This is a genomic window from Asanoa ishikariensis, assembly GCF_900107455.1.
Lineage (GTDB): Bacteria > Actinomycetota > Actinomycetes > Mycobacteriales > Micromonosporaceae > Asanoa > Asanoa ishikariensis.
Window position 1 is genome coordinate 1,730,526 of the sequence record NZ_FNQB01000001.1, and the last position, 24,020, is coordinate 1,754,545.

The window sequence follows — 24,020 nt, forward strand, 5'->3', positions numbered from 1 at the left end:
CGTTGATTCACGAGACAGACCTCACCGGGATGAGGCCGCCCTGCACCGGCACCGACTTCGTGGGAGCGACAACGGTCTTTGCTAGCCGGATCCTTGTGGGTCTGAAGCTCCCGCTGCTGGAAGGTTGCGGGGATCGGCGCTGACGTAGACCGCCCGGCCCTGTTGGCCGACGATCAGGCCCTGGGTTCGTAGGACGATCATGGCGCTGCCGATGGTCTGGCGGCTGACCTGGTAGCTCTGGCACATCTCGCGACAGGTCGGGAGGGTGGCGCCGGGGGCTAGGTCGCCGTTGGTGATCTGTCGGCGGATGTCGTCGACGATGTCCAGGTAGCTCGGCTGGTGGCCCATCACGCCCTCCCGTCACTGGTTACAATGGCTACTATTGCTGCGACGGTCCCCGGCGTCAAGGCCAACTTTTTCCGTGCAGCGGGACCCCGCCGCGACCCGGCGCACCTGCGGAGAAGGCCGCCGCCGCAGGTCAGTAGGCTGTTCATCGCTCGTCGGGGAGCCCGGCCGGGCATCAGCCTGGACGGCCTACATAGGACCGTCCCTCTCCGACGTCAGGCGTGCCACATGAGTCTGCGATTCGAAGAACTGGCCTGGCGTGAGACGCCGATGGGCGAGATCAGCCTGCGGCGGCGTTTCGACGCGACGGTCAACGAGGACGTGTACGAGGTCAAGCTCGGCGACGAGTTCCTCATGTCCAGCCTCTTCACCGTCGCCGAGATTGAGTTGGCTCGGCTTGGGCTCGCTGAGTTGGCGGGCGAGGAGCTCGACGTGGTGGTCGGTGGGCTTGGCCTCGGCTACACCGCCCGCACCGTGCTCGAGGACTCACGCGTGCGCTCGATGGTCGTCGTCGACGCGCTGGACGAGGTCATCGCCTGGCATCAGGGTGGTCTGCTGCCTTTCGCCTCGGCTGTCGTCGCCGACCCGCGCAGCCGGCTGCAGCACGGCGACTTCTTCGCGATGACCGCCGACCCAGCCGGCTTCGACCCGCAGCAGCCAGGCCGTCAGTTCCATGCCGTGCTGCTCGACGTCGACCACAGCCCGAGCCACCTGCTGCACCCCAGCCACGCGGCCTTCTACACCGCGGACGGGTTGCGGCGACTGGCCGGCCACCTGCACCCGGGTGGCGTATTCGGCCTGTGGTCCAACGACCCGCCCGACGACGCCTTCAGCGCGGTCATGGCCGACGCCTTCGATGACGTCCGCGCGGAGGTGGTCACGTTCGCCAACCCACTCCAGCGGCGCACGTCCACCAACACGGTCTATCTCGGCCGGCGGCCCTCACTCTAAAGCGGCGGGGACCGCACGGGCCCCCGCCGCACACGAGGATCAGAGCGCGGTGCAGCTCAGGCTCGGCACCGGGTTCGGCGCCGCACCGTTGGCCTGGAAGCCGAACTCGGTGGCCGCGCCCGCTGTCAGCCGGCCGTTGTAGGACACATTGGACACCTGCGTCGCGCTGCCCGACCCGCTGAACTGGCCGCTCCACGAGTTGACGACGGTGGTGCCGGACGGCAGCGGGAGCCCGACCCGCCAGCCGTTGACACCTGCGCTGCCGGCGGTGACCCGCACCGACGCCACGTACCCGGCCTGCCAAGAGCTTGTCACCCGGAACACCGCGGTGCAGCCACCATTCCCGGGAGGCGGAGTGGTCGGCGGGTTGCTCGTCGGCGGGTTCGTCGGCCCGCTGCTGTTCAGGCCGAAGAACGCGATCGCCGCCGACGCCTGCACGGGCAGGTTGTGTGACGTGTTGGCCATGCTGACCGCTTCCACCTGCACCTGGCCGCCGCTGTTGGCGTAGCGGGTGCGGGTCCAGCCCGACTGCGGGCTGTCCGTCGACGTGGGGGTCTGGCTCAGCCCGTGCACGTTGGTCCACTGCTTGATGGCTTCGCCGAAGTTCACGTACGACAGCGTCTCGTCGTTGGTCCCGTGCCATAGCTGCATGCGCGGTCGCGCGCCGGTGTATCCGGGATAGGCGTTGCGGACCAGGTCGCCCCACTGTTGTGGGGTGCGGGTGAGCTGACCCTGCGCGCACTGGCTGTTCCACTTGCCCGACCCGGCGAAGCAGCCGAACGGCACGCCGGCGAACGCGGCGCCGGCGCGGAACACGTCCGGGTACGCGCCCAGCAACACGTTGGTCATCATCGCCCCGGACGAGACACCGGTCACGAACGTACGCGAGGGATCGGCGTTGTAGGTCTGCTGCGCGTACCGCGTCATCGAGACGATGCTCAGCGAGTCGCTGCCGCCGTTGTGGGTCAACGTGGCGGTCGAGGCGACGTCGAAGCAGCCGTCACTGGCGGTGACCGAGGGATAGACCACGACGTAGCCGTACTGGTCGGCCAGGCGGGCGAACTCGGTGCCGTTGTAGAAGGCGGGTCCGTTGCCGGTGCAGTAGTGCACCGCCACCAGGAGGCCGGGCCGGGCGGCGACGCGGTCCGGGACGTACACGTACATCCGTAGGTTGCCGGGGTTGGCGCCGAAGTTCGTGACCTCGGTCAGCGTGGCGGCCTTGGCCGGCGACGCCACGAGCAAGGTCGCCGCCACGACGGCGGTGGCCAGCACGATCCAGAGGGCATGCAATGCCTTGGGAAGCCTCATCTCGCTCCTCACGCGGGATGCGCGCGGGATCGGCCCGCGCTCGAGCCCTGCCGTTGCCCCCGGCAGATGGCGAATGGCCGCACACCACCGCGGCCCATATCGGCTCCCGTGCGCAGCTTAGGCCCGGGTCGGCCGACGAGCACGAGTTTTCGAAACGACTGCGGCGAGTCCGCGGCGCTCGGCGGATAACAGAACTTTCCGGATTCGAGCCGAAGCAGTGGCCGATCGAACCGATCGTGTTGATGCTTCTCACCACTCGCCCCGAAGTTGTCGCCAGCGTGTTGACCTGCGGCTTCTCTGCGGGCGAAGCTGGCCGTTGCTGAGACGATCTTTGTCCGGCGACGAACCAGCGCGGCAACAGACTGAGGATGAATGGTCCGGACGAGGCAGATCGAGCAGCGGTTGCCCGCCGCCATCGCCGTCGCCGCGGTGCTGGTGCTGTGTTGGGTGCTTTCCCTGTTCACCCCCATCGGCGGGTGGGTTTCGGCCCACACGTTCGGTCTGGTCGAGTACGCCGCCGGCGTGCTCACCCTCGTCCTGCTCACGCTGGCCGTCATGGCCGGCGTGCTGGCGACCGACCGCACGGTGTTGCAGGTTCGGCACCGAGTGTTGCTTCAGCCCGTACACAGCGCCTTGAGCGTGCTTGCCGTCGGTGCGGTGGTGCTGCACGTCGTGAGCATGATCGCCAAGGGGTACGCGTCGACGCTCGATGTGCTGCTGCCGTTCCTCGGCGGGCGGAGCTTCGAGGTCGGGATGGGCACCCTGGCGACGTACCTGATGGTGAGCGTGTTCTGGACCGGCCTGATCCGGGCCCGGTTCGCGGGTTCCGGCCGGCCGTGGCTCTGGCGGGTCCTGCACAGCGGGGCGTACCTGGCCTGGCTGGTCGCCCTCTTCCACGGTCTCGAGGCGGGCCGCACGGCCGCTGCCTGGGTGAAGCTCGGCTACCTCGCCTGCGCCCTGGCCGTCGTAGCCACGCTGCTCGCCCGGCTCGCCGGCCTGCTCGCGCGCAAACGAAATGGCCGGACCACCGGGTACGTGCGGATGCTCGACGAACCCGCGCAGGGCCGACTCGGCCTCCGCTCCGCCGTGTCGCCACCCGCCGAGCCGCCCGCCGCACACCGTCCGGCACGGGCCGGGTCCCGCTCCCGTCGGCGCGCCAGTGCTCCGGCCATGCGACACGGCCGTGGCCCGACCGCTCGCACGCCGGACAGCCCGGTCGTGGACGAGGTCTCCGACGAAGGCGAGTACTGGGCCCAGTTGCGAGGCACGGCACCGTGACTCTTCCCCCAGTGACCCACCTCGCGACACCACGGTTGACCGCCGGGCTGGACGAGCACGGCCGATTGGACGCGGCGACCCATCGCCGCGTGCACGGCCCGCTGCGGCCGCTGCCCACCGAGGTCCTGGTCCAGCTCGTCGAGGACATCCAGCTCACGGGCCGGGGTGGCGCGGGCTTTCCGTTCGCACGCAAGGTGCGGGCCGTCCTGGAGTCGGCCCGGCGCCAGCAGCGGCCACCCGTGGTCACGGTCAACGCGGCGGAAAGCGAGCCACTGTCCTTCAAGGACAAGGTGCTGCTCGCCCGTGCGCCCCATCTGGTCCTCGATGGTGCCGCCCTGGTGGCCGACGCCATCGGCGCCGCGGAGATCGTGGTCGCGGTGGCTGACGACGGGGTGGCCGAGCGGTCGCTGCGTGCCGCGCTGGCGGAACGGCAGATGCCGGTGCCGACAAGCGTGTTCAACGTTCCACACAGGATTGTCTCCGGTCAGAGCGGCGCGCTGGTCAACGGCATCAACGGAAAGAAGCACCTTCCGCCGACGACCGACCAGCGGACCAGCGACGCGGGTGTCAAGTCGCTGCCAACGCTGCTGTCCAACGCGGAGACCTACGCGCAACTGGCCATCGCCGCAAGGCGCGGGCCGTACGGGTACACCTCGCTCGGCACGGTCGACGAGCCGGGCACGGTGCTGCTCACGGTGACCGGCGCGGCGGTCCGGCCGGCGGTGGTGGAATGCCCGACCGGAACACCGCTGTGGCGAGTGCTGGAGCTGTGCGAGGCACCGGTCAACGCCCCCACGCTCACCGGCGGCTACGAGGGCACCTGGATCGACCCTGAATCGGCGCGCCGAGCGACGATCTCCCGGGCAGGGTTCGCCGCGGTCGGCGGCACGTTGGGCCCCGGCGTCATCGCCCCGATCGGCCCGGACACGTGCCCGCTCGGCGAGGTGGCCCAGGTGGTGCACTTCCTGGCGGCCGGGTCCAGCGGCCAGTGCGGCCCCTGCCGCCTCGGCCTGCCGGATCTCGCTCGCACCGTGGACCTCATCGTGGCCGGGACCGCGTCGACCACGCTGGTCGATGCCGCGGTCGACGCGGTGCGCGGTCGAGGCGCGTGCGCCCACCCGGACGCGACCGCCCGCATGTCCGCGTCGGCCATGACGGTGTTCGCCGAGGACATCGCCACCCACGGCACCAGGCACGGGTGCGGCCGGCCCACCAAGGGTCAGCTCCTCGTGCCGCCCGGACCGGCCGACACGAGCACCAAGCTGAGCGTGGACTGGTCCCGGTGCGACGGGCACGGGCTCTGCGCCCACGTCCTGCCGGAGCTCGTCCGCCTGGACGGCAACGGGTTTCCGGCGCTCCCGCAGTCGCCGGTGCCGGTGTGGCTGCAAGGCCAGGCCCGCCGGGCGGTACGGATGTGCCCGGCGCTCGCGTTGCGGCTGACCACGGAAGGTCATCATGCCGCCTGAGAAGGGACGTGGTTATCGGCTGGCCGGCGTCGCCGCCGCCCTGGTCGTGACGGCCCTGGTGATCGCCGGAGTGCAGTTGGCCGGCCGGGGGTCGAACAGCACCGCCTCGGCGCAGCCCGCCCCGACCGCGCCCGCGTCCATCGTTCTCAACGCCACCGATGACGCCTTCCTCCAGCTCATGATCCCGATCGACGAGAGCGCCCTGGTCTTCCTGAAGGAGGCTCAGGGCATCGCCCAGTCTCCGGCCCTGCGCGCCCTGACCGCTCAGTTGGCCGACTCGCACCAGACGGAGCTGAAAGAGCTGCGGGCCTTGCTGGCCGCGGGCGGGACGGCTGAGCAGAACCTCCACGAGGGCCACCGGATGCCCGGCATGATCTTCGACGACCAGGTGGCCGAGCTACGCAGCGCGCCCGAAGCCGCCCGCGACGCCCAGGCGATAACGCTGCTTCGGGGACATCTGGAGCAGTGCGAGGTGCTCGCCACCGGTGAGCAGACGGCTGGCGGAAGCGATGAGACGAGGGCCTTCGCCGTGCGCCTCAAGCGACTCCGCACCGAACAGCTCAACCAACTGGCCGCGATCTAGCCCTCAGCGGGCGGCGCAGGAGCTCCGATCCGCACCACAGTGCGAAGCCGATGACCGACAGGGCGATGCCCAGGACGCTGACTCCGGACCAGCCCAGGTGGTCGTACAACAGCCCCGACAGGGCCGATCCGATCGCGCCGCCGAAGAAGACGCTGCCGATGAAGACCGTGTTGATTCGCGATCGGGCGTCCGGTCTGAGCTGGTAGATCTCCTGTTGGCTGAGGACCAGGTTGCCCTGGACCGCGAGGTCGAGCAGGACAGCGGCGACGGCCAGGCCGACGAGGTGGTGCGAGCCGATCCCGCCAACCGCCATGGCGACCGCGGCCAACGCGAACACCACACCCGTGGCCGGGCGGCCGAGACCCCGGTCGCCGAGGCGCCCCGCGACCGGGGCGGCGGCCGCGCCGGCGGCGCCCACCAGCGCGAAGATCGCGATCTCGGTCTGGGAAAGATGGTGGACCTTGATCAGCTCGTACGCGATGGAGGTCCAGAAGGCGGAGAACGTCGCGAACATCAGGGCCTGGAGCGCGGCGCGTCGACGCAACGCCGGCTCGGTCCTGATCAGCCGCCCGATCGAGAGCATCAGGCTGCGGTAGCCGTCGGTGTGGTCCGGCCTGCGGCTGGGCAGCGTCGTCGCCAGCACCACCGCCATGATCAGCATCAGGCCGGCCGAGACGATGTAGACGGATCGCCAGCCCCAGAGGTCGGCCAGCAGGCTGGAGACGGTGCGGGCCAGCATGATTCCCAGCAGCAGGCCGCTCATGACCTGTCCGACGAACCGCCCGCGTGCGGCCTCCGGCGCCAGGTGCGCCGCGAACGGGACCACGATCTGCGCGACGACCGCGGTGAAACCGAGCAGCACCGAGCAGACAAGGAAGATCGGCAGGTTCGGGGCGACCGCCGCCAGCCCGGCCGCGATCGCGGTCACGACCAGGACTCGCGACGCCAGGGCGCGGTTCTCGATGAGGTCCCCGAGGGGCATCAGCACGATGATCCCGGCCGCGTAGCCGAGTTGGGTCACGGTCACCACGATCGCGGCCGAGCTCTCGGTGGTGTGGAACGCCTGCGCGATCAGGTCAAGGAGCGGCTGGGAGTAGAAGATGTTGGCCACGGAGAGGCCGGAAGCGGTGGCGAGGATGAAGGTGAGCGCCCGAAGACGGCGCGGGCTGATGCCCGTCCCGGTCGGGACGGGGTGGCTCGAGGAGCTCAAGTTTCTACCGATCGATGCGGAGGGTGTGGTCGACCAGGGCCCGCTGCTCGCGCGCGTGTCGCGATGTCGAGCCTGTCGCCGGGGCAGCCGACGCGGGCCGGGACATCAGCCGGAGCGGCCGGGGGAGGCTCGGCGCGAGTTCGGAGAGCAGGAAGGTCCAGGCGCCCTGGTTCTTCGGCTCTTCCTGCGCCCAGACGAGCTCAGCGTTCGGGTACGCCGCCAGGCGCTGGTTGAGCTCGTCGACGGGAAGCGGGTAGAGCTGCTCGATGCGCACGATCGCGATACCGGGATCAGGCTGCTTCGCAAGCTCGGCCATGAGGTCGTAGTAGAGCTTGCCCGAGACCAGGACGACTCGGCGGACCGCGGCAGGATCTCCCGCCGGCCGATGGTCGATGACCGGCTCGAACCGGCCATCCGTGAACTCGGCGAGGCCGCTCGTGGCCGCGCGCATGCGCAGCATCGACTTCGGCGTAATCACCACGAGCGGTCTGCGCGGCCGTGTGTGGGCGTGCCGGCGCAGGAGGTGGAAGTACGACGCGGGACTCGACGGTTGGGCGACCGTCATGTTGTTCTCCGCGCAGAGGGCGAGGAAGCGCTCGATCCGCGCGGACGAATGATCCGGTCCCTGGCCTTCATAACCATGGGGAAGCAGGAGTACGACACCCGAGTGCTGCCCCCACTTCTGCTCGGCGCTCGCGACGAACTCGTCGAGCACGATCTGCGCGCCGTTCACGAAGTCGCCGAACTGTGCCTCCCACAGCACCAGGGTGTCCGCCCGCTCGGCGGAGTAGCCGTACTCGAACGCGAGCGCCGCGTACTCGCTGAGGAGAGAGTCGTACGCCCAGAAACGGCCCTGCTCCGGCGTGAGACCCGCGAGCGGCGACCACTCCTCGCCGGTGTCGCGGTCGTGCAGCACGGCGTGCCGCTGGGCGAAGGTGCCGCGCCGCGTGTCCTGCCCGGCCATCCGCACGCTCGTGCCCTCGGTGAGCAACGAGCCGAGCGCGAGCGCCTCGGCGAAGGCCCAGTCGACCGGACCGGTCCGGCTCATGTCCCGTCGCTTGTCGAGCAGCGCCCGCAGCTTCGGATGGACCGAGAACCCCTCGGGCCGTCGCACGGTCGCGTCGCCGATCAGCTCGATCGTCGCGGTCGAGATCCCGGTCGTCGACGGTTCCGCGGTGCGGATGTGCGCGGGCGTCACGATCGGCGCCGTCTTGGCTTCGGCGAAAGCGTGCTCCAGTCGCTCCAGGAAGTCCTTCGTGGATGGCTCCCAGTCCTCCGGGCCGAGGTCCCCGCGCCGCAGCAGCGTTTCGGTGTAGAGGTCGTGCACCGAGCGCTTCGCGTTGATGCGGTCGTACATCCGTGGTTGGGTCATCGACGGCTCGTCGGCTTCGTTGTGGCCCCGCCTGCGGTAGCACACCAGGTCGATGACGACGTCCCGGCGGAACCGCCGACGGTAGGCGAAAGCCAGCTCCGCGACCCGCACGACCGCCTCCGGATCGTCGCCGTTGACGTGGAAAACGGGCGCTTGAACGGTCTTCGCCACGTCCGTGGAGTACGTCGAGCTCCGGCCGGCGGTCGGGAGCGTCGTGAAGCCGACCTGATTGTTGATGTTGATCCGGACGGTGCCGCCGGTGTGGTACGCGGGGAGCTGCGACATCTGGAGGGTCTCGGCCACGACGCCCTGGCCGGCCAGCGCGGCATCTCCGTGAATCAGGATCGGGAGAACACCGTCTCCGTCACGATCCTGCTTGCCGCGCACGACTCCTTCCAACACACCGTCGACCGCCTCGAGATGGGAGGGGTTGGCCGCGAGGGACACCCGGATGTGTCCACCTTCGACAGTGCGGTAGGTGCCCGCGCTGCCGAGGTGGTACTTGACGTCGCCGGAGCCGTCGTCGTCGCCGTCGGTTCCCTCGAACTCGCGGAAGAGTCGCTCGTACGTCATCCCGGCGATGTTGGTGAGCACGTTGAGCCGGCCGCGGTGTGCCATGCCGATCGCCACCTCGTGCAGCCCGGCGCGCACCGACTGCCGCAGGATCGCGTCCAGCAACGGGATGAGTGACTCGGCACCCTCCAGGCTGAAGCGCGTCTGGCCCACGTACTTCGTGTGCAGGAAGGTCTCGAACGCCTCGGCCTCATGGAGCTTGCCGAGAACTCGAAGCTGTTCGGCGGTGGGCGGCATGGCGTACGGCCGCTCCATCCGCTCCTGGATCCACTGCCGTTGCGCCGGATCCGCGATGTGCATGTACTCGACGCCGACGGTGCGGCAGTAGGCCTCGTGGAGGACCGCGAGGATGTCGCGGAGCGGCGCCGACGGGCGTTCGCCCACCCCGCCCGTCGCGACCTCACGGTCGAGGTCCCACAGGCTCAGTCCGTGGCTGGCCAGGTCGAGGTCGGGGTGCGACCGTTGGCGATATTCGAGCGGGTCGACGTCCGCGATCAGGTGGCCGCGTACCCGGTAGGAGTTGACGAGCTCCCGCACCCGCGCGCCGAGCTCCGGTCCGCCTCCGAGGTCCGCGACCCAGCGGATCGGCTCGTACGGGATGCGGAGCGCGGTGAAGATCTCGTCGTAGAACCCGTGGCCGCCGGTCAGGCGCTCGCCGACCAGCTTGAGGAACTCGCCGGATCCGGCGCCCTGGATGACGCGGTGATCGTAGGTGCTCGTGAGAGTCAGGGTCTTTCCCACGCCGAGCTCGGCCAGCCGGGCCGGTGACACTCCCTGAAACTCGGCCGGAAGATCGAGCGCCCCGACAGCGATGATCGAGCCTTGGCCACGCATCAGGCGGGGGACGGAGTGCTTCGTCCCGATCCCGCCGGGGTTGGTGAGCGAGATGGTGGCTCCGTCGAAATCGTCCGTGGTGAGCTGGTGCGCTCGGGCCCTGGACACCAGGTCGTCGTAGGCCGCGACGAACTCGTCGAAGCTCTTCTCGTCGGCCCGCTTGACGACGGGGACGACCAGGGCTCGGCCGCCGTCCGGTTTCGGGACGTCGATGGCGATGCCGAGGCCCGTGTGTGCGGGGGCGACGATCGCGGGCCGTCCGTCGACCTCTCGGTAGGACACGTTCTGGCTCGGCAGGTTCCCGATCGACCGTAGGACCGCCCACGCGATCAGGTGGGTGAAGGAGACCGTGCTGCGGCCCGGGTGACGAAGGTGGTCGTTGATGACGATGCGGTTGTCGACCATCAGTTTGGCCGGGACCGTCCGGACGCTTGTCGCGGTGGGGATCGTGAGACTGGCGTCCATGTTTAGCGCCAGACGCTTCGCCGCGCCCGTCAGCGGGGTTCCGATTGTTCCTGTCGACACGGGGGTCACTCTTTCTGCACTGTTTTCGCGCGCGCCACATCGCCCGTTCACGGACAGAGTCCGTGACCGGTTAGGGCTCGCGGTTTTACTAAAGGCCGTTGATCGTCGCGTCGATCGTCCTGAGCACTCGGCCCTGACCTGTTCGAGACTTCAGCAGCAGACTCGTGCCGACGACGGTCGTCAGCAGGGCGCCCGCCGCCGCCCCGGGATCGTTCGCGGGGTCCAGCTCTCCGTTGCGCTGTCCACGTTGGATGGCCACTCGGAAGGCATCCTCGATGCCGGCGAACAGATCCTCGGTGACCTCCGTCACCGACTGATCGCTGCTGCCGAGCTCGGCCGTGGCGTTGACGAGAAGGCACCCTCGATCGTGGTCGCCGTATCCCGTGAGAACCTCCACCGCTTCCCGCAACTGGAGGCGCACGGGATCGGGGCTCGCGAAGTTGTCGGCGAGGAAACCCATCCGCCACGTGCTGTATCTCGCCAGTGAGAGCACGAAGAGGTGGTGTTTGCTCTTGAAGGTGTTGTAGAGACTTCCCTTACCGATTTGAAGCTCGGAGGTCAACGTTTGCGGCGTCGTGGCCCCATAGCCATTGCGCCAGAAAACCCCCATCGCCGTCTCGATCGCGGCGTCCGCGTCGAACTGCATGGGCCTTCCCATGCCGGCAACCGTAGCGCGTTCTGTACCTGGGGGTCAACAAGTGCCGTCAGGAAAGTTGGCTGGCCTGGCGTCGCACCTTTCTCGCGCACCCCCTCGTATTGATGTTTGTCTTGGTCTAAATTGATTCCGTCAGGCCATCGGGGAGGTTGACATGACTGCGCTGGACGACGCTACGGCGGTGGAGCTCCCGCTCCCGCCCGCACCCAGCATCTACCATCCGACGCCGCGGCTCGCGGAGCTGCGGGCCAACCGGCCGGTCGCCGAGGTCACGTTCCACAATGGATCAAAGGGGTTTCTGGTCACCAGATACGCGGACGTGCGTCAAGTGCTCATCGACCCGCGTTTCAGCCGGGCCGCCGCCGCGGGCTCGGCCGCCTCGGACTCGGGCCTCGCCATGGTGGCCACCGACTCGATCCTCGGCATGGACCCGCCGGAGCACACGCGCCTGCGGCGCCTCGTCGCCGGTGCGTTCACCGCGCGCCGGGTCGAGGAGCTGCGACCGAAGGTCACGGCGCTGATCGACGGGCTGCTCGGCGACATCGTCGCGGGACCACGCCCGGTCGACCTGGTCGAGCACTTCTCGCTGCCGCTGCCGGTGCGCGTCATCTGCGAGTTGCTCGGCGTCCCGCCCGAGGACCAGCACATCTTCCACGCCTGGTCGGACACGATCTTGTCGGACGCGGGCGCCGATCCCGCCGAGATCCGGGCGGCCATGGGCAACCTCGGCGTCTATTTCGGCAAGCTGATCGCCGACAAGCGGGCCGCCCCGGCCGACGATCTCATGACCGCCCTCATCGGGGCGCGCGACGACCAGGACCGGCTGAGCGAGAAGGAACTCGTCAACCTGTGCTTCGGCCTGCTCATCGCCGGCCACGAGACGACCGCCAACCAGATCAACATGTTCCTGCTGACGCTGCTGCACTTCCCGGAGGAATACCAACGCCTGGCCGGGTCGCCGGAGCTGGTCCCGCAGGCCGTGGAAGAGCTGATGCGCTTCGTCCAGCTCGGCGAGGGCTCCGGTCTGCCCCGCGTCACGACCGAGGCGGTGGAGCTGAGCGGCGTCACGATCCCGGCGGGCTCGATCGTGATGACCTCGATGGTGGCCGCCAACCGTGACGAGTCGGTCTTCACCGACGCCGACCGCCTCGACCTGTCCCGCGAGATCACCCAGCACCTCGGCTTCGGCGCGGGCGCGCATCACTGCCTGGGCGCTCAGCTCGCGCGGATGGAGCTGCAAGAGGCACTGCGCGGTCTGTTGCGGCACCTGCCCGGCCTGCGCATCGCGGTGCCCGACTCGGAGCTGCGGTTCAAGACCGGCATGATCGTGCGGAGTTTGCAGACTCTCCCGGTGACCTGGTAGGCCGCCGTCCGATGTGGAAGGTCGAGGTGTCGCCCGCCTGCATCGGGACCGGCGTGTGCGCCGGCACCGCTCCGCGGCATTTCGCGCTCGGGCCCGACGGTCGCTCCCGACCACTCGCGGCGTCCGTCGACGCGGACGAGGCGGTGCTCGGAGCGGCCGCATCCTGCCCCATGGAGGCGATCGCCGTGACCGACGCCGACACCGGCGTACCCATCGAGGGGTGACTCAGCCAGCCCGGCGCGCGCCTTCGCGTGGTGGCAACTCGTCGTCGTACGCGCCGATCGGACCCGAATAGCGCTGACCGTCGCGGTACGGCCACGCGTTGGCCGTGCACCCGTGCAGGCCCAGCGTCTGCTGCTGCATGACCGGCGCCGGCTGGCCCCGCCTCGGGCACCGCTCGTGACCCAGGCCGAGCCGGTGCCCGACCTCGTGGTTGACCATGTACTGCCGGTAGGTGCTCAAACCGGCTCCGTAGCCCGGCACTCCCTTCACCCAGCGCGCCACGTTGAGCACCACCCGGTCGCCGTTGCGGCACGAGGTGTAGCCGTCCGGAACGTCCTGGCACAACTCGTCTCGAGTGCCGGGGGTGGCCAGGTAGATGGTGAAATCGGCCGACTGGTCCGGGCCGACCCGGCGCAGTCGCCAGTTCCCGCCGGCGGTCCACCCCCGCGGGTCGTTCAGCGTCGCGGTGATCGCCGCGGCCACGCCGGCCACCGGCAAGCCGGTGATGTCGCGCTCCACCGCCACGCGGTAGCGCAGTAGCTGGCCGGTGCCTCCTCTAGCTGGTGTCTCGGCAGCCGCGGTCGACCAGCGGTCGCGTCCGGTGGCGGGGTAGCTGACGGGGGCGACCGGCGCCCGGGACATCCTCGCCGTCCCCCTGGGGCGGCGTCCGCACCGGCTGCCTGCGTGGTGTGCCCGGCGGCCGGAGCGCCACAACCGCCGAGCAGCAGCGACACCAGCACCGCTCCGGCGGTCCGGCGCCAGTGCGTACCCTTCGTCAGCATGTCTCTCCCTTCGCGCCGCCGTTCTGCGGCCGCGCGGGAGAAGAGACGGGTGACCGGGCCGAAAAGTTGATCTCTGTGAGACTCAACCTATTACCGTCCCCACCCGTCCTTTCCTGCGTGAGACGGGAAGGGGGTCGCGGTGACCGCGGGTGACGCGGAGTTCGTCGAGTTCGCGCGGGCGGCGTCCGCGCGGCTGGTGCACGCCGCGTTCCTCATGACCGGCGACCACCACCGGGCCGAGGACGCGGCGCAGACGGCACTGGTCCGCACCTACGCGTCCTGGTCGCGCATCCGCGAGGGCGACGCCTACGGGTACGCGCGCAGCGTCCTGGTCAACCACCTGGTCGACGGCTGGCGGCGACCGATCCGGGAGTACCCGACCGAGGACCTGCCGGAGCAGCACCGCGGTGACGTGGCCGACGAGGTCACCACGCGCCGCTGGTTGGTAGCGGTGCTCGGCGCGCTCAGCCCGCGAGAGCGGGCCATCGTCGTGCTGCGCTACTACTTCGACCTCGCGGAGGCGAAGGTGGCCGAGGAGCTCGGAGTCTCGCTGGGCACCGTCAAGAGCACCAGCTCTCGTGCCCTGGAGAAGCTGCGGGCGGCCGGCATCCGAGCGCGAGAGACGCAGGAAACGAGACCATGAGCGAGCTACAGCGGCTGCGCGACGCCATGCGCGTGACCGAGCAGCCCAGCACCCTCGACCTGGCCGCCATCATGCGCGACGGGCGACGGCTGCGCCAGCGCCGCCGAATCGGGCGCACCGGAGGGGCGACGCTGGCCGCCTCGTTGGTCGCCGCGGTCGCGGTGGTCGCCGTCGGCCGGGACGGCCCGCCCGTGGTCGAGCACCATCCAAGGCCGGCCGCGGTCGCGCCGACACCGACGGCCACCTCTGAGTCGCGCAAGCCGGTCGGCGCGGTGGTCGACACCGGCATCCATTACGGTGCCGAGCAGCGCGTCTATTACTTCGTCGCGGTCGACGTGCCAGGTCTGCCCAAGGTGACGATCGGCCTGGCGGGCGGTCGTCGCCTGCCGAGCGGCGCGCTGACCACGGACTACCTGGTGAACGACGTCGAGGGCACCGACCGCAGCGCGGGCTTCCACGAGATCGGGCGTGACGAGTCGGGCGCGACACCGGCCGTGCCGACCTTCGGCTATTTTGTCGGCCCGGCCCAGCGAATCGTGGGTACGGTCGACGGCCGGAACGTCAAGGCCCAACTGGCCAGGTGGAGCGAGGACCCCCAGGTGGTGATCTTCTGGTTCGATCCGGCCGAGCTGGCGCCGGGCGTACCACTGGACGGGATCGTCGCCCGCGACAAACTCGATCGCCGGTTGTAAGTCTCGCCCCGCGCGGCTGTGGCGTTGCCCGCGTCCGGGCAGGCAGTATGTGGTTCTCGCTCTGGGTTACCGGAGTCAAGCTGGATAGAGTGCTTCTTGTAAAGCGCTTTCGAGGTCTTCGAAGCGGCGGAGCGGGGACGCTGGAGCGAGGCGGGGACGTGGCGGCGGATCATCGAGTCACCATCTACGAGGTCGCCGATCGCGCCAAGGTGAGCATCGCGACGGTGTCCAACGTCATGAACAAGCCCGATCGGGTCAGTCAGGCCACTCGCCAACGGGTGCTGGCGGCGGCCGACGAGCTCGGGTTCGTGCCGAAGGTGCAAGCGGTGACCTTGGCCCGGCGCGGGACGGGGCGGGTCGGCGTCATGGCCCCGTTCACGTCCTACGGGTCGTACCTGCGTCGCTTGTCGGGCGTGCTGACCGCGGCGGCCGAGTTGGAGATCGACGTCGTGGTCTTCGATCACGAGTCGGCCGCGCTGGCTTCTTCGCCGGTGTTGGCCAGCATGCCCATCCATGGGCGGCTGGACGGGCTGATCGTGATGGGCCTGCGGATCGAGGATGCCATCGCGGCCCGGCTTCGAGAGCGGAGTCTGCCGACGGTGGCGGTCGACGCCGACAGCGCGTTGTTCAGCCGAGTCGTGATCGACGACAACGAAGGCGGCCGACTGGCGGCCGCGCATCTGGTGGAGCGTGGGCACCGCCGCGTCGGGTATCTCGTCGAGCGGCAGGTCTCCGACTACGAGTCCCAGGCGATCCGGCGCTTGTCCGGATTCAAGCAGGTCATGGAGGCGGCCGGCGGCGAGGTGGTGATCGCGACCAGCGACAACTCCGTCGCCGACGCGCGGCGGGCGGCGGCGCTCCTGCTCGACGTGGTGGATCGCCCGAGTGCCGTCATGGCGCACCACGACGCACTCGCCGTCGGCGTGCTCCTGGCTGCCCGGGACCGGGAGCTGCGGGTTCCCGGCGATGTCGCGGTGATGGGCTTCGACGACGGCGAGGCGGCGACGGCGGCCGACCTGACGACGGTGCGGCAGCCGTTCGAGGAGTCCGGCAGCACGGCGCTCGGTGTGCTGCTCGGCCACATCGATGGCTCGGATCTGCGTTCGACGACCGTGCTCGACGTTCGCCTGGTCGAGCGCTCCACCACCTGACCTTGATCGGGTACTTTGGCCCCTGAGCTGCGCGAGCACTCAATAAAAGTGCTTTAATGGAAACACTTGACAGGCCTTCTGCGATGAGGTTTCGTGCTTGTAACACGAGCGCGGGAGGCGTCGATGGAGCTGGACGAGGCGGTGCGGACGTTCCTGTCCACCAAGCCGGACTCCGGCGACCCGGACGCGCCGATCGTCCAGCGGCGCAAGGCCATCCACGCCGGGACCGACACGCTGTTCGCGATGTTCGGCCGGCCGGTCGCGGCGGCGCACAGCGAGCAGGACGTCGAGATCGCCGTGGCTGGTGGCCAGATCCGCCTGCGGGTGTATCGCCCGAGCGACGAGATCGGCCTGCCGATCCACGTCTTCCTGCACGGCGGCGGTTTCTGGCTGGGTTCCATTGACGAGGACGTCAACCAGGCGATGTGCCGGGACCGCTGCACGGGCGCCGGCTGTGTAGTGGTCGCGGTGGATTACCGGCTGGCCCCTGAGCACCGCTTTCCGGTCCCGGCGGAGGACTGCTACGCGGGTCTTCGTTGGGCCGTGGAGCACGCCGTCGAGATCGGCGGTGACCCGGCGAACGTGTCAGTCGGCGGGGTCTCCGCGGGCGCGACCCTGGCCGCGGCGGTCGCGTTGCTGGTCCGCGAGCGCGGGACGGCGGACTTGCGTCTGCAACTGCTCGAAGTACCGGCGCTGGACCTGACCCTCGACAGCATGCGCGCATCCGGCGTCGGCGATGACTTCGGCATCACCGTCGACGACATGAGGTTGTGCCAGCAGCTCTACCTGCCGTCCCCCGAGGACGCCTGGAGCCCGCTCGCGTCACCGCTGCGGGCGCAAGACCTCACCGGGTTGCCGAACACCAGGATCATGACGGCTCAGTTCGATCCGCTGCGCCACGACGGCGAACAGTACGCGGATCGGCTGCGGGCGGCCGGCGTCCCGGTCTCCTACAGCTGCTACCTCGGTGCCGTACACGGGTCGCTCGCTCTCACCGGCACCTGGCCCGCCGCACGCACCTGGCAGGACGACCTTCTGCAGTGCCTGCGCGACGCGCACTTTCCTTCGCACGCCTGAACCCACCTATCCCCACACCCCTCAACCGGCGGTGATCCTCGCCGCCGGAAGTTCCGCGATCCTGGAGGCCTGACATGGCTCACGGACCCACCGGCCGACCCCTATTGGCCGCGCTCACCCTTGCCGCACTGGCGGCCACCGCCGCGTGCAGCGCACCCGGCGGCAACTCCGACACGACCGGCGCGAATGCCAGCGCACCCGCCGTCGCCGCCGCGACCTGCGGCACCGCGCCGGTCACCCTGAAGGGCTACTTCGAGACGGGCTTCCCGCTGCCGAAGGACCTTTCCGCCGAGTTCACCAAGCAGTTCCCGAACGTCAAATGGGACATCCGCGAGGACCAGTTCGCGGTGATCACCCAGAACGCTCCGCGCGTCCTCGCCGACGACCCGCCGGATCTGATGCGCCTCCCGCAGGTGTCCGAGCTCGTCAAGGATGGCTTGCTGAAGAACCTCGACGGGTACGCGCAGGGCACCGGCTGGGACAAGTGGCCGGCCTCGCAGCTCGAGCAGATGCGGGTCGGCGCGAGCGGCCAGCGGGGCGACGGTCCGCTCTACGCGATGGGCCTGAACTTCAGCATGACCGGCCTGTTCTACAACAAGAAGCTGGCGTCGCAGATCGGCATGACGCAGCAGCCGGCCACGCTGGCCGACCTCGATGCCGCGCTGCAGAAGGCGAAGGACGCCGGCATCACGCCGATCGACCAGTTCAACGGTGGCGCCACCGGCGGTCTGGCGTTCCCGCTGCAGAACCTGATGACCGCGTACGGCGAGCCTGGACCGATCAACGACTGGATCTTCCAGAAGCCCGGCGCCACCATCGACACGCCGACCAACCTCCAGGCCGTGCAGCACCTGGATAAGTGGATCAAGGCGGGCTACTTCGCCAAGGACATCAACTCGCAGGACTACGCGACGATGATGAGCCGCTTCATCGGCGGCAAGGCCCTGTTCATGTTCAACGGCGACTGGGAGTCGGGCAATCTCGACAAGCAGATGGCCGGAAACGCCGGCTTCCTGCTGATGCCGCCCGCGCAGGCCGGCGGCAAGCAGGCCGCGATGTCGGCGCCGCTGACGTACGGCATCAGCAGCAAGGCCAAGAACGCCGACTGTGCCGCGTTCTTCCTGAACTGGGTGGCCACCAACCAGCAGGCCCGCGATATCGCGGTGAAGGTCGGCGGATCGCACCCGATGGGTCCGGCGGACGCCTACATGCCGGCCGTCCAGGAGGGCACCGTCACGGCGAGCACGCTCGCCGCCGGCGCGACCATCGGCAAGGACAACGGCGCCATGGACTTCATCGCCAACGCGACCGGCGCCATCTACGCGAAGGGCTGGACGCCGCAGTTGCAGAAGCTGGCGGCCGGTCAGCAGACACCGGACGGCTTGCTCAAGTCGGTGCAGAAGGACTACGAGACCCAGGTCAAGAACTAATGTCGGCACCGGTCACGGGGCGGCGTGCGCGACGCGCGCGCCGCCCTCGGGCGGTGTGGCTCGGCTGGCTCTTCGCGGCGCCGGCCATTGTCATGTACGGCACGTTCGTCCTCCGCCCGCTCCTGCTGACGGTGCAGTACTCGCTGTACGACTGGAACGGCATCGGCCCGTCGACCTGGGTCGGTCTCGACAACTACCGGCGGCTGCTGACCGACTCGGAGCTGTTCGCCACGATCGTGCACGCCTTCGAGCTGATCGTGTTCTTCAGCTTCGTCCCGGTGCTGCTGGGCCTGTTCGTGGCGGCCACCATCCGGAACATCGCCGCGAGCCGGCTGGCCACCGTGGCCCGCACGGTGCTGTTCCTGCCCCAGGTCATCCCGCTGGTCGCGGCCGGCATCATGTGGAGCTGGCTGCTCTCCTCGACCGGCCTGGCCAACGAGTTGCTGTCGGCCGTCGGCCTCGACAGCATCACCCGCGCCTGGCTCGGCGAGTTCGACACCGCGCTGCCCGCGGTCGGGGTGATCGGTGCCTGGGTCCTCGTCGGCCTGTGCACGCTGCTGCTGCTCGCCGGGATGAGCAAGATCGACCCGGCGTTGTACGAGGCGGCCCGCCTGGACGGCGCCGGGCCGATCCGCGAGTTCTTCTCGATCACGCTGCCCAGCCTGCGCCAGGAGATCGGCGTGTGCGTGACGGTGACCGTGATCGCCGCGCTCGCCAGCTTCGACATCGTCTACATCGCCACGCAGGGCGGGCCGGGCAACTCCACCATGGTCCCCGGCCTGGAGATCTACTACCTGGCCTTCTCCGAGCGCGAGGTCGGCATGGCATCGGCACTCGCGGTCGCACTGGTCCTGCTCGTCCTCGCCGTCGTCCTTCCGATTCAGCGCCTCACCAGGGACGGATCCCGATGATCGCCACACGTCGCGAGACCCTGATCGGGCGACTCCTGCTCGTCCTGCTGATGGCGATCACCATCGTGCCGTTCATCAGTCTGTTCGTCACGGCCCTGCACCCCTCCGGGACGTACCCGTCGGGACTCTCCTGGCCGGACAGCCCGCAATGGGGCAACTTCCTCGACGCCTTCCGGGCCGCGAACATGGGCAAGCTCCTGCTGTCCAGCAGCCTCATCGTGCTCGGGGTCGTCCCGGCCTCGCTGCTGTTCGGCACCCTGGCCGGCTTCGCCTTCGGGCACCTGCGGATGCCCGGTCACCGGATCGGCTTCCTCGTCTTCGTGCTGGGCCTCACCCTGCCGTTCGAAGGCATCATCACACCGCTGTACTACCAGGTCCGCGACATGGGGCTGCTCAACACCCGCTGGGCGATCATCCTGCCGCTCATCGGGCTGTTCATGCCCTTCTCCGTGATCTGGATGCGAGCCCACTTCGTCACCATGCCCGACGATCTCTCGGAGGCCGCGCGCATCGACGGCGCCAGCACGTGGCAGCTCTTCTGGCGGGTGCACGTACCGCTGGCCATGCCCGCCCTCTCGTCGTTGGCCATCCTGCTGTTCCTGTGGACGTGGAACCAGTTCCTCCTCGCCATCGTCCTGGTCGACGATCCCGCGAAGCGGACCATGGCCGGTGCGCTCGGCGCGTTCCAGGGGCAGTGGGGCACGGACATTCCGCTGCTCTGCGCCGGCGCGCTGCTGATTCTGGTGCCCACGCTGACCGTCTTCCTCATCTTCCAGCGCCGCTTCGTCGCGGCGCTGCTGCAAGGTTCGATCAAGGGCTGATACATGAACGCACCAAACCGGATCGAGCGGTGGCCCACGTGATCACCGATCGAAGCTATACGGACGACGAACGCCGGCACTTCCTGCGCTACACCCGCACCCAGTCGTGGCCGATGCTGCAACGCTTCCCGGTCGACGACGACCTGCACGCCGAGTTGCTCGCCCAGATGCTGGCCAGCACGCCGGAGACCATCCGCGCACTGCTTCATTCGCTGCGCGACGAAACCCGCGCAGCGGCGACCCAGATGCTGGCCGACGACCACTTTCGCAACGCCGTCGCCGCCCTGCCGTTCGGGCCGGAAGACCGGATCGCCGCCGTCGGCGACTCGATCACGGCTGACCGCCTCGGCTGGTTCGAGCTCCTCGCGGCCTCGATCGACCTGACCGGCGTACCCAAGGCAACCTTGATCAATCTCGGGATCAGCGGCAACACCACGGCGGACGTGCTCGAACGCTTCGATCTGCTGGAAGCGGTGCGGCCGACCCGGGTGCTGCTGATGCTCGGCACCAACGACGCCCGCGCACACGGCCGGACCGGCCGCTACCGGATGGCCACCACGGCGGAGACCGGACGCAACCTGCGCGCACTGGTGAACCTCATCACCCAAGACCTGAACGCAGTCGTCACGATCATCACGCCACCGGCCGTCAACCAACAACGCATCGACACCTTCTTCAACGACGCCCCGCTGCACTGGCAGGCCGCCGCGGTGGCCGAAGTGGCCGGAGTCGCCCACCAGACGGCACCGGGCGCCCTCGACCTGCACAAGGCCATTCACGCCCGCGGCACAGAGGACCTACTGGAACCCGACGGCGTCCATCCGACCCTCGCCGGTCAGCGGCTCATCCTGGCCAGCATCGTGGATCATCTCCGCACCGTCGCTTGATGCCGCGCTCACAATCGCCGGGTGGAGCCGCCGCCCTCCAGTGTGGACGCGATTGATCTGGCAACGGTGCCCGCGCTGGCGCGCGGCGGGCTCCTGGAGCAGGCGGGCATCCGCCGCACTCGCTTCCATGACCTACGTCACTCAGGCGCGAGCATCTTCGATGCCCGACGTAGGGGTCGGAAAGGGTTCAGGGACAGTCCCATGTGGGCTGTCCCTGAGGGTTGCTACTAGTGCGCCGCCGAGAACCCGCAGAACATCCCAAACCGATGATCAGCAACTGGGCAAGATCGTGATTGAACAACGCGTCACGCTGTCATCCAGGTAGAACGGCGGGACCCGATCACGCCGACGAGCGGCGGACCAGTCGAACTCCACCGGCGCGTGAGCCGGACTCGCGGATTCGATCTGTCCGCATCGAAGATGCCGGAAGGGGCGACGGTTGTAGCGCGATCATGGAGCAGGCTCGAACCCTCGGCGGGTCACGCCAAGCTTGGGAACGGGATTTGATCAACGCTGACCTGGTCGTTGTCGCCGTGTCGTGGCGTTTGCCCAGCTAGCGGCTCGGCTTCGCTAGCGTCGGGAGGCGGCGCCAAGGACATGGCTTGCGCCGTCGCGGGGGTCCGGTGCACCTTTGCGCGGAGTGATCGGAACCAGTCACCTGCCGACGCAATCGGCCGCCGCCGTTCGACAAGCGGCGGCGGGACACCATCGTGCATTGCCGGGATGGTAAGCATCGTGATCGTGCAGAGTCGGTGAGCACCGTCATTTGCCGACCCGCCCCGGTCGGGCTCTGACGTTGTTGACGACCGAAGTGGCGAAGAGCATGCCGCCGACCAAACCTTCTCATCGTGACGTAAGCCGCGTTTCGCTGCGCCGACCGCGGGTAAGCGGCCAACGTGGGCTCCATCAGGGCGGAAGTGTCATGAAATCCTGGTGGGAGCACAGCGCTGGCGGTAAGCGTGGTGTGCCTGCTCGGAAGGCAGCACAAGCTTCGCGCCGCGCTCATGCTCGGTCGAAGCGGCGGGCGGTCGAATGGGCGCGCGGCCAGCGCGGGGAGCCCCGGCAACCGTCGGGGCACCACTCACCGGCGTCGGGCCGAGGCCTCGTGAGCAGCTCGGTCGCGCTGGGAAGTCTGCCGCGATCGGCGTCTTCGCGCGCTCCGCCGGCAGGCGGTGACCGCCTCACCGAACGGGCGGCGTCGATGCGGGGTTCCGGAGGGGACGACAGGTGAGTCAGGGTACGAGCGGTAACGGAAACGGTTCAACCAGCGGCAAGTTGGTGGAGGGTCTGCGGGACTACGTGGGCGCGCTCGTCGACCATGCTGTGTCCGCCGTGAATGAGCGAATGGGTGAATCCCGCGGCGACGACGGTTCCCGCCATGGCAGGGAGTCGATCAATGAGGGCAGCTCGCCGGCAAATGCGGTTACGGACGACGGCGTGATCCGCGACAGCGAGGTGGTCTCCCAGGACGACCGCGCGGACGACCAGAATTCGGAAGAGGGCGGCCAGGCCAAGGGTGAGAAGGCCAAGAACGAGCCAGCTCGGGACGACCAGACCGTGGAGGACGAGTCGCCCGACGAGGAACCAGCCAAGGTGGCTACCAAGACCGCGACTGAGGTGGCGAAGGAGACCGCGGCTCGAGAGTCAGCGAGGACCGCGACCGAGGTGGCGAAGGAGACCGCGGTCCGAGAGTTAACCAGGACCGCGACCGAGGTGGCGAGGGAGACCGCGACCGAGGTGGCGAAGGAGACCGCGGCTCGAGAGTTAACCAGGACCGCGACCGAGGTGGCGAAGGAGACCGCGGTCCGAGAGTCAACCAGGACCGCGACCGAGGTGGCGAAGGAGACCGCGACCGAGGTGGCGAAGGAGACCGCGACCCGAGAGTCAGCGAGGACCGCGACCGAGGTGGCGAAGGAGACCGCGGTCCGAGAGTCAACCAGGACCGCGACCGAGGTGGCGAAGGAGACCGCGACCGAGGTGGCGAGGAAGACCGCGACCCGAGAGTCAACCAGGACCGCGACCAAGGCGGCGAAGAAGACCGCGACCGAGGTGGCGAAGGAGACCGCGACCGAGGTGGCGAGGAAGACCGCGGCCCGAGAGTCAGCGAAGACCGCGACTGAGGTGGCGAGGAAGACCGCGGCCCGAGAGTCAGCGAAGACCGCGACTGAGGTGGCGAAGAAGACCGCGGCCCGAGAGTCAGCGAAGACCGCGACCGAGGTGGCGAAGAAGACCGCGAACCGAGAGTCAGCGAAGACCGCGACCAAGGCGGCGAAGAAGACCGCGACCGAGGTGGCGAAGGAGACCGCGACCGAGGTGGCGAAGAAGACCGCGGCCCGAGAGTCAGCGAAGACCGCGACCGAGGCGGCGAAGAAGACGGCGCCTCGAAAGTCAACTAGGACGGCGACCGAGGCGGCGAAGAAGACGGCGCCTCGAAAGTCAGCCAGGACGGCGACCAAGGCGGCGAAGAAGACGGCGCCTCGAAAGTCAGCCAGGACGGCGACCAAGGCGGCGAAGAAGACGGCGCCTCGAAAGTCAGCCAGGACCGCGACCAAGGCGGCCAAGAAGACGGCGCCTCGAAAGTCAGCCAGGACCGCGACCAAGGCGGCCAAGAAGACGGCGCCTCGAAAGGCCGCGAAAAGCGGCTAGCCGGCTACTACTCCGCGGCTGGCGCCCGGGGCGGCCTGCGTTGCGTCACGGTAGCTGCTTCCACGGTCGCATTCTCGATACACCTACTACCGGTGCAGCCCGAACCCGACGAACCATGGTCACTTGCCGTGGTTCAAAGACCATCCACCCGCCGCGATGATCGCGGAAGACCGGCTCGTCGAACCGTTGGCCCGGTTCTTCGCTCAACGCATCTTCGGCACCGGCCGCGAGATCTTCCTCGCTGCGGCGGCCGACGCCGATCGCAGCGATGACTCGGTGGACACTCGCACGAGCG

Annotated in this window: 21 protein-coding genes; 15 read left to right on the top strand and 6 right to left on the bottom strand. The window is 69.0% G+C overall.

What is annotated here, in order from left to right:
- Positions 1 to 81 precede the first annotated feature (81 nt).
- Positions 82 to 348 (bottom strand): winged helix-turn-helix domain-containing protein, encoded by a 267-nt coding sequence (locus BLV39_RS08150; protein WP_090788933.1) that lies wholly within the window; start codon positions 346 to 348, stop codon positions 82 to 84.
- A gap of 225 nt (positions 349 to 573) precedes the next feature.
- Between BLV39_RS08150 and BLV39_RS08155 the strand changes: the two genes are divergently transcribed.
- Positions 574 to 1,296 carry a spermidine synthase family protein gene (locus tag BLV39_RS08155; protein WP_090788935.1) on the top strand — a complete coding sequence of 241 codons (723 nt, stop codon included), beginning with the start codon at positions 574 to 576 and terminating at the stop codon, positions 1,294 to 1,296.
- Between the two features lie 39 nt (positions 1,297 to 1,335).
- On the opposite strand, the gene BLV39_RS08160 is transcribed toward BLV39_RS08155, so the two are convergent.
- Positions 1,336 to 2,604 carry an extracellular catalytic domain type 1 short-chain-length polyhydroxyalkanoate depolymerase gene (locus BLV39_RS08160; RefSeq protein WP_090788936.1) on the bottom strand — a complete coding sequence of 423 codons (1,269 nt, stop codon included), beginning with the start codon at positions 2,602 to 2,604 and terminating at the stop codon, positions 1,336 to 1,338.
- Positions 2,605 to 2,976: 372 nt separating this feature from the next.
- Here BLV39_RS08160 and BLV39_RS44020 point away from each other — a divergent pair, with 372 nt between their 5' ends.
- The 3 genes from BLV39_RS44020 to BLV39_RS08170 are packed head-to-tail and all read left to right on the top strand — an operon-like array spanning position 2,977 to position 5,931.
- Positions 2,977 to 3,882: a ferric reductase-like transmembrane domain-containing protein gene (locus BLV39_RS44020; protein ID WP_239083767.1), complete on the top strand. Its 906-nt coding sequence runs from the start codon at positions 2,977 to 2,979 to the stop codon at positions 3,880 to 3,882.
- Positions 3,879 to 5,348 carry an NADH-quinone oxidoreductase subunit NuoF family protein gene (locus BLV39_RS44025; protein WP_244895838.1) on the top strand — a complete coding sequence of 490 codons (1,470 nt, stop codon included), beginning with the start codon at positions 3,879 to 3,881 and terminating at the stop codon, positions 5,346 to 5,348. Before BLV39_RS44020 ends, BLV39_RS44025 begins: the two co-directional genes overlap by 4 nt.
- Positions 5,338 to 5,931 carry a DUF305 domain-containing protein gene (locus BLV39_RS08170; protein WP_090788938.1) on the top strand — a complete coding sequence of 198 codons (594 nt, stop codon included), beginning with the start codon at positions 5,338 to 5,340 and terminating at the stop codon, positions 5,929 to 5,931. Before BLV39_RS44025 ends, BLV39_RS08170 begins: the two co-directional genes overlap by 11 nt.
- On the opposite strand, the gene BLV39_RS08175 is transcribed toward BLV39_RS08170, so the two are convergent.
- From BLV39_RS08175 to BLV39_RS08185, 3 genes are read right to left on the bottom strand one after another with little or no spacing between them, the layout of a single operon-like run.
- Positions 5,909 to 7,141, bottom strand: a complete 1,233-nt coding sequence (locus tag BLV39_RS08175; protein ID WP_204082818.1) for an MFS transporter — start codon at positions 7,139 to 7,141, stop codon at positions 5,909 to 5,911. The two genes, BLV39_RS08170 and BLV39_RS08175, sit on opposite strands and share 23 nt — an antisense overlap.
- 4 nt (positions 7,142 to 7,145) lie before the next feature.
- On the bottom strand, positions 7,146 to 10,496 hold the full coding sequence (locus BLV39_RS08180; protein ID WP_275414272.1) for a multifunctional oxoglutarate decarboxylase/oxoglutarate dehydrogenase thiamine pyrophosphate-binding subunit/dihydrolipoyllysine-residue succinyltransferase subunit: 3,351 nt from the start codon (positions 10,494 to 10,496) through the stop codon (positions 7,146 to 7,148).
- 37 nt (positions 10,497 to 10,533) lie between these two features.
- Entirely contained in the window at positions 10,534 to 11,091 is a 558-nt protein-coding gene (locus BLV39_RS08185) for a TetR/AcrR family transcriptional regulator (RefSeq protein WP_176984807.1), read from the bottom strand.
- 163 nt (positions 11,092 to 11,254) lie between these two features.
- Here BLV39_RS08185 and BLV39_RS08190 point away from each other — a divergent pair, with 163 nt between their 5' ends.
- Both BLV39_RS08190 and BLV39_RS08195 read left to right on the top strand, forming a co-directional pair.
- A complete protein-coding gene (locus BLV39_RS08190) occupies positions 11,255 to 12,463 on the top strand; it encodes a cytochrome P450 (RefSeq protein ID WP_090788945.1) in 1,209 nt (402 codons plus the stop codon).
- An 11-nt stretch (positions 12,464 to 12,474) separates the two neighbouring features.
- Positions 12,475 to 12,687, top strand: a complete 213-nt coding sequence (locus BLV39_RS08195) for a ferredoxin (protein WP_090788947.1) — start codon at positions 12,475 to 12,477, stop codon at positions 12,685 to 12,687.
- A 1-nt stretch (position 12,688) separates the two neighbouring features.
- Here BLV39_RS08195 and BLV39_RS08200 read toward each other — a convergent pair whose 3' ends face one another.
- Positions 12,689 to 13,327, bottom strand: coding sequence for a DUF3152 domain-containing protein (locus BLV39_RS08200; RefSeq protein WP_090788949.1), 639 nt, complete (start codon positions 13,325 to 13,327; stop codon positions 12,689 to 12,691).
- Positions 13,328 to 13,606: 279 nt separating this feature from the next.
- Here BLV39_RS08200 and BLV39_RS08205 point away from each other — a divergent pair, with 279 nt between their 5' ends.
- The 9 genes from BLV39_RS08205 (at position 13,607) to BLV39_RS42845 (ending at position 23,725) form a co-directional block, all read left to right on the top strand.
- The gene (locus BLV39_RS08205; protein ID WP_090788951.1) at positions 13,607 to 14,110 is read left to right on the top strand and encodes a SigE family RNA polymerase sigma factor; all 504 of its coding nucleotides are present in this window, start codon (positions 13,607 to 13,609) and stop codon (positions 14,108 to 14,110) included.
- Entirely contained in the window at positions 14,107 to 14,802 is a 696-nt protein-coding gene (locus BLV39_RS08210; RefSeq protein ID WP_090788953.1) for a hypothetical protein, read from the top strand. The genes BLV39_RS08205 and BLV39_RS08210 overlap by 4 nt, the downstream gene beginning before the upstream one ends.
- Before the next feature lie 158 nt (positions 14,803 to 14,960).
- The gene (locus BLV39_RS08215) at positions 14,961 to 15,953 is read left to right on the top strand and encodes a LacI family DNA-binding transcriptional regulator (RefSeq protein ID WP_090788955.1); all 993 of its coding nucleotides are present in this window, start codon (positions 14,961 to 14,963) and stop codon (positions 15,951 to 15,953) included.
- A gap of 123 nt (positions 15,954 to 16,076) precedes the next feature.
- Positions 16,077 to 17,030 (top strand): alpha/beta hydrolase, encoded by a 954-nt coding sequence (locus BLV39_RS08220; RefSeq protein WP_090788957.1) that lies wholly within the window; start codon positions 16,077 to 16,079, stop codon positions 17,028 to 17,030.
- 74 nt (positions 17,031 to 17,104) lie between these two features.
- Positions 17,105 to 18,460, top strand: coding sequence for an ABC transporter substrate-binding protein (locus tag BLV39_RS08225; protein WP_090788959.1), 1,356 nt, complete (start codon positions 17,105 to 17,107; stop codon positions 18,458 to 18,460).
- 53 nt (positions 18,461 to 18,513) lie between these two features.
- On the top strand, positions 18,514 to 19,371 hold the full coding sequence (locus tag BLV39_RS08230; RefSeq protein ID WP_239083770.1) for a carbohydrate ABC transporter permease: 858 nt from the start codon (positions 18,514 to 18,516) through the stop codon (positions 19,369 to 19,371).
- Positions 19,368 to 20,192: a carbohydrate ABC transporter permease gene (locus tag BLV39_RS08235; RefSeq protein ID WP_090788963.1), complete on the top strand. Its 825-nt coding sequence runs from the start codon at positions 19,368 to 19,370 to the stop codon at positions 20,190 to 20,192. The genes BLV39_RS08230 and BLV39_RS08235 overlap by 4 nt, the downstream gene beginning before the upstream one ends.
- 38 nt (positions 20,193 to 20,230) lie before the next feature.
- The gene (locus BLV39_RS08240) at positions 20,231 to 21,079 is read left to right on the top strand and encodes an SGNH/GDSL hydrolase family protein (protein ID WP_143049680.1); all 849 of its coding nucleotides are present in this window, start codon (positions 20,231 to 20,233) and stop codon (positions 21,077 to 21,079) included.
- A 1,227-nt stretch (positions 21,080 to 22,306) separates the two neighbouring features.
- Complete coding sequence (locus tag BLV39_RS42845) at positions 22,307 to 23,725, top strand: hypothetical protein (protein ID WP_176984808.1); 1,419 nt, start codon at positions 22,307 to 22,309, stop codon at positions 23,723 to 23,725.
- The last annotated feature ends 295 nt before the right edge of the window (positions 23,726 to 24,020 follow it).

Excerpts from the sequence above, each read along its gene's own strand:
- BLV39_RS08195 (WP_090788947.1), top strand. The coding sequence starts at position 12,475 with ATGTGGAAGGTCGAGGTGTCGCCCGCCTGCATCGGGACCGGCGTGTGC.
- BLV39_RS08225 (WP_090788959.1), top strand. The coding sequence starts at position 17,105 with ATGGCTCACGGACCCACCGGCCGACCCCTATTGGCCGCGCTCACCCTT.
- BLV39_RS08150 (WP_090788933.1), bottom strand. The coding sequence starts at position 348 with ATGGGCCACCAGCCGAGCTACCTGGACATCGTCGACGACATCCGCCGA.
- BLV39_RS08200 (WP_090788949.1), bottom strand. The coding sequence starts at position 13,327 with ATGTCCCGGGCGCCGGTCGCCCCCGTCAGCTACCCCGCCACCGGACGC.
- BLV39_RS08155 (WP_090788935.1), top strand. The coding sequence starts at position 574 with ATGAGTCTGCGATTCGAAGAACTGGCCTGGCGTGAGACGCCGATGGGC.
- BLV39_RS08220 (WP_090788957.1), top strand. The coding sequence starts at position 16,077 with ATGGAGCTGGACGAGGCGGTGCGGACGTTCCTGTCCACCAAGCCGGAC.
- BLV39_RS08185 (WP_176984807.1), bottom strand. The coding sequence starts at position 11,091 with ATGCAGTTCGACGCGGACGCCGCGATCGAGACGGCGATGGGGGTTTTC.
- BLV39_RS08210 (WP_090788953.1), top strand. The coding sequence starts at position 14,107 with ATGAGCGAGCTACAGCGGCTGCGCGACGCCATGCGCGTGACCGAGCAG.
- BLV39_RS08170 (WP_090788938.1), top strand. The coding sequence starts at position 5,338 with ATGCCGCCTGAGAAGGGACGTGGTTATCGGCTGGCCGGCGTCGCCGCC.
- BLV39_RS08160 (WP_090788936.1), bottom strand. The coding sequence starts at position 2,604 with ATGAGGCTTCCCAAGGCATTGCATGCCCTCTGGATCGTGCTGGCCACC.
- BLV39_RS08235 (WP_090788963.1), top strand. The coding sequence starts at position 19,368 with ATGATCGCCACACGTCGCGAGACCCTGATCGGGCGACTCCTGCTCGTC.
- BLV39_RS08190 (WP_090788945.1), top strand. The coding sequence starts at position 11,255 with ATGACTGCGCTGGACGACGCTACGGCGGTGGAGCTCCCGCTCCCGCCC.
- BLV39_RS44020 (WP_239083767.1), top strand. The coding sequence starts at position 2,977 with ATGGTCCGGACGAGGCAGATCGAGCAGCGGTTGCCCGCCGCCATCGCC.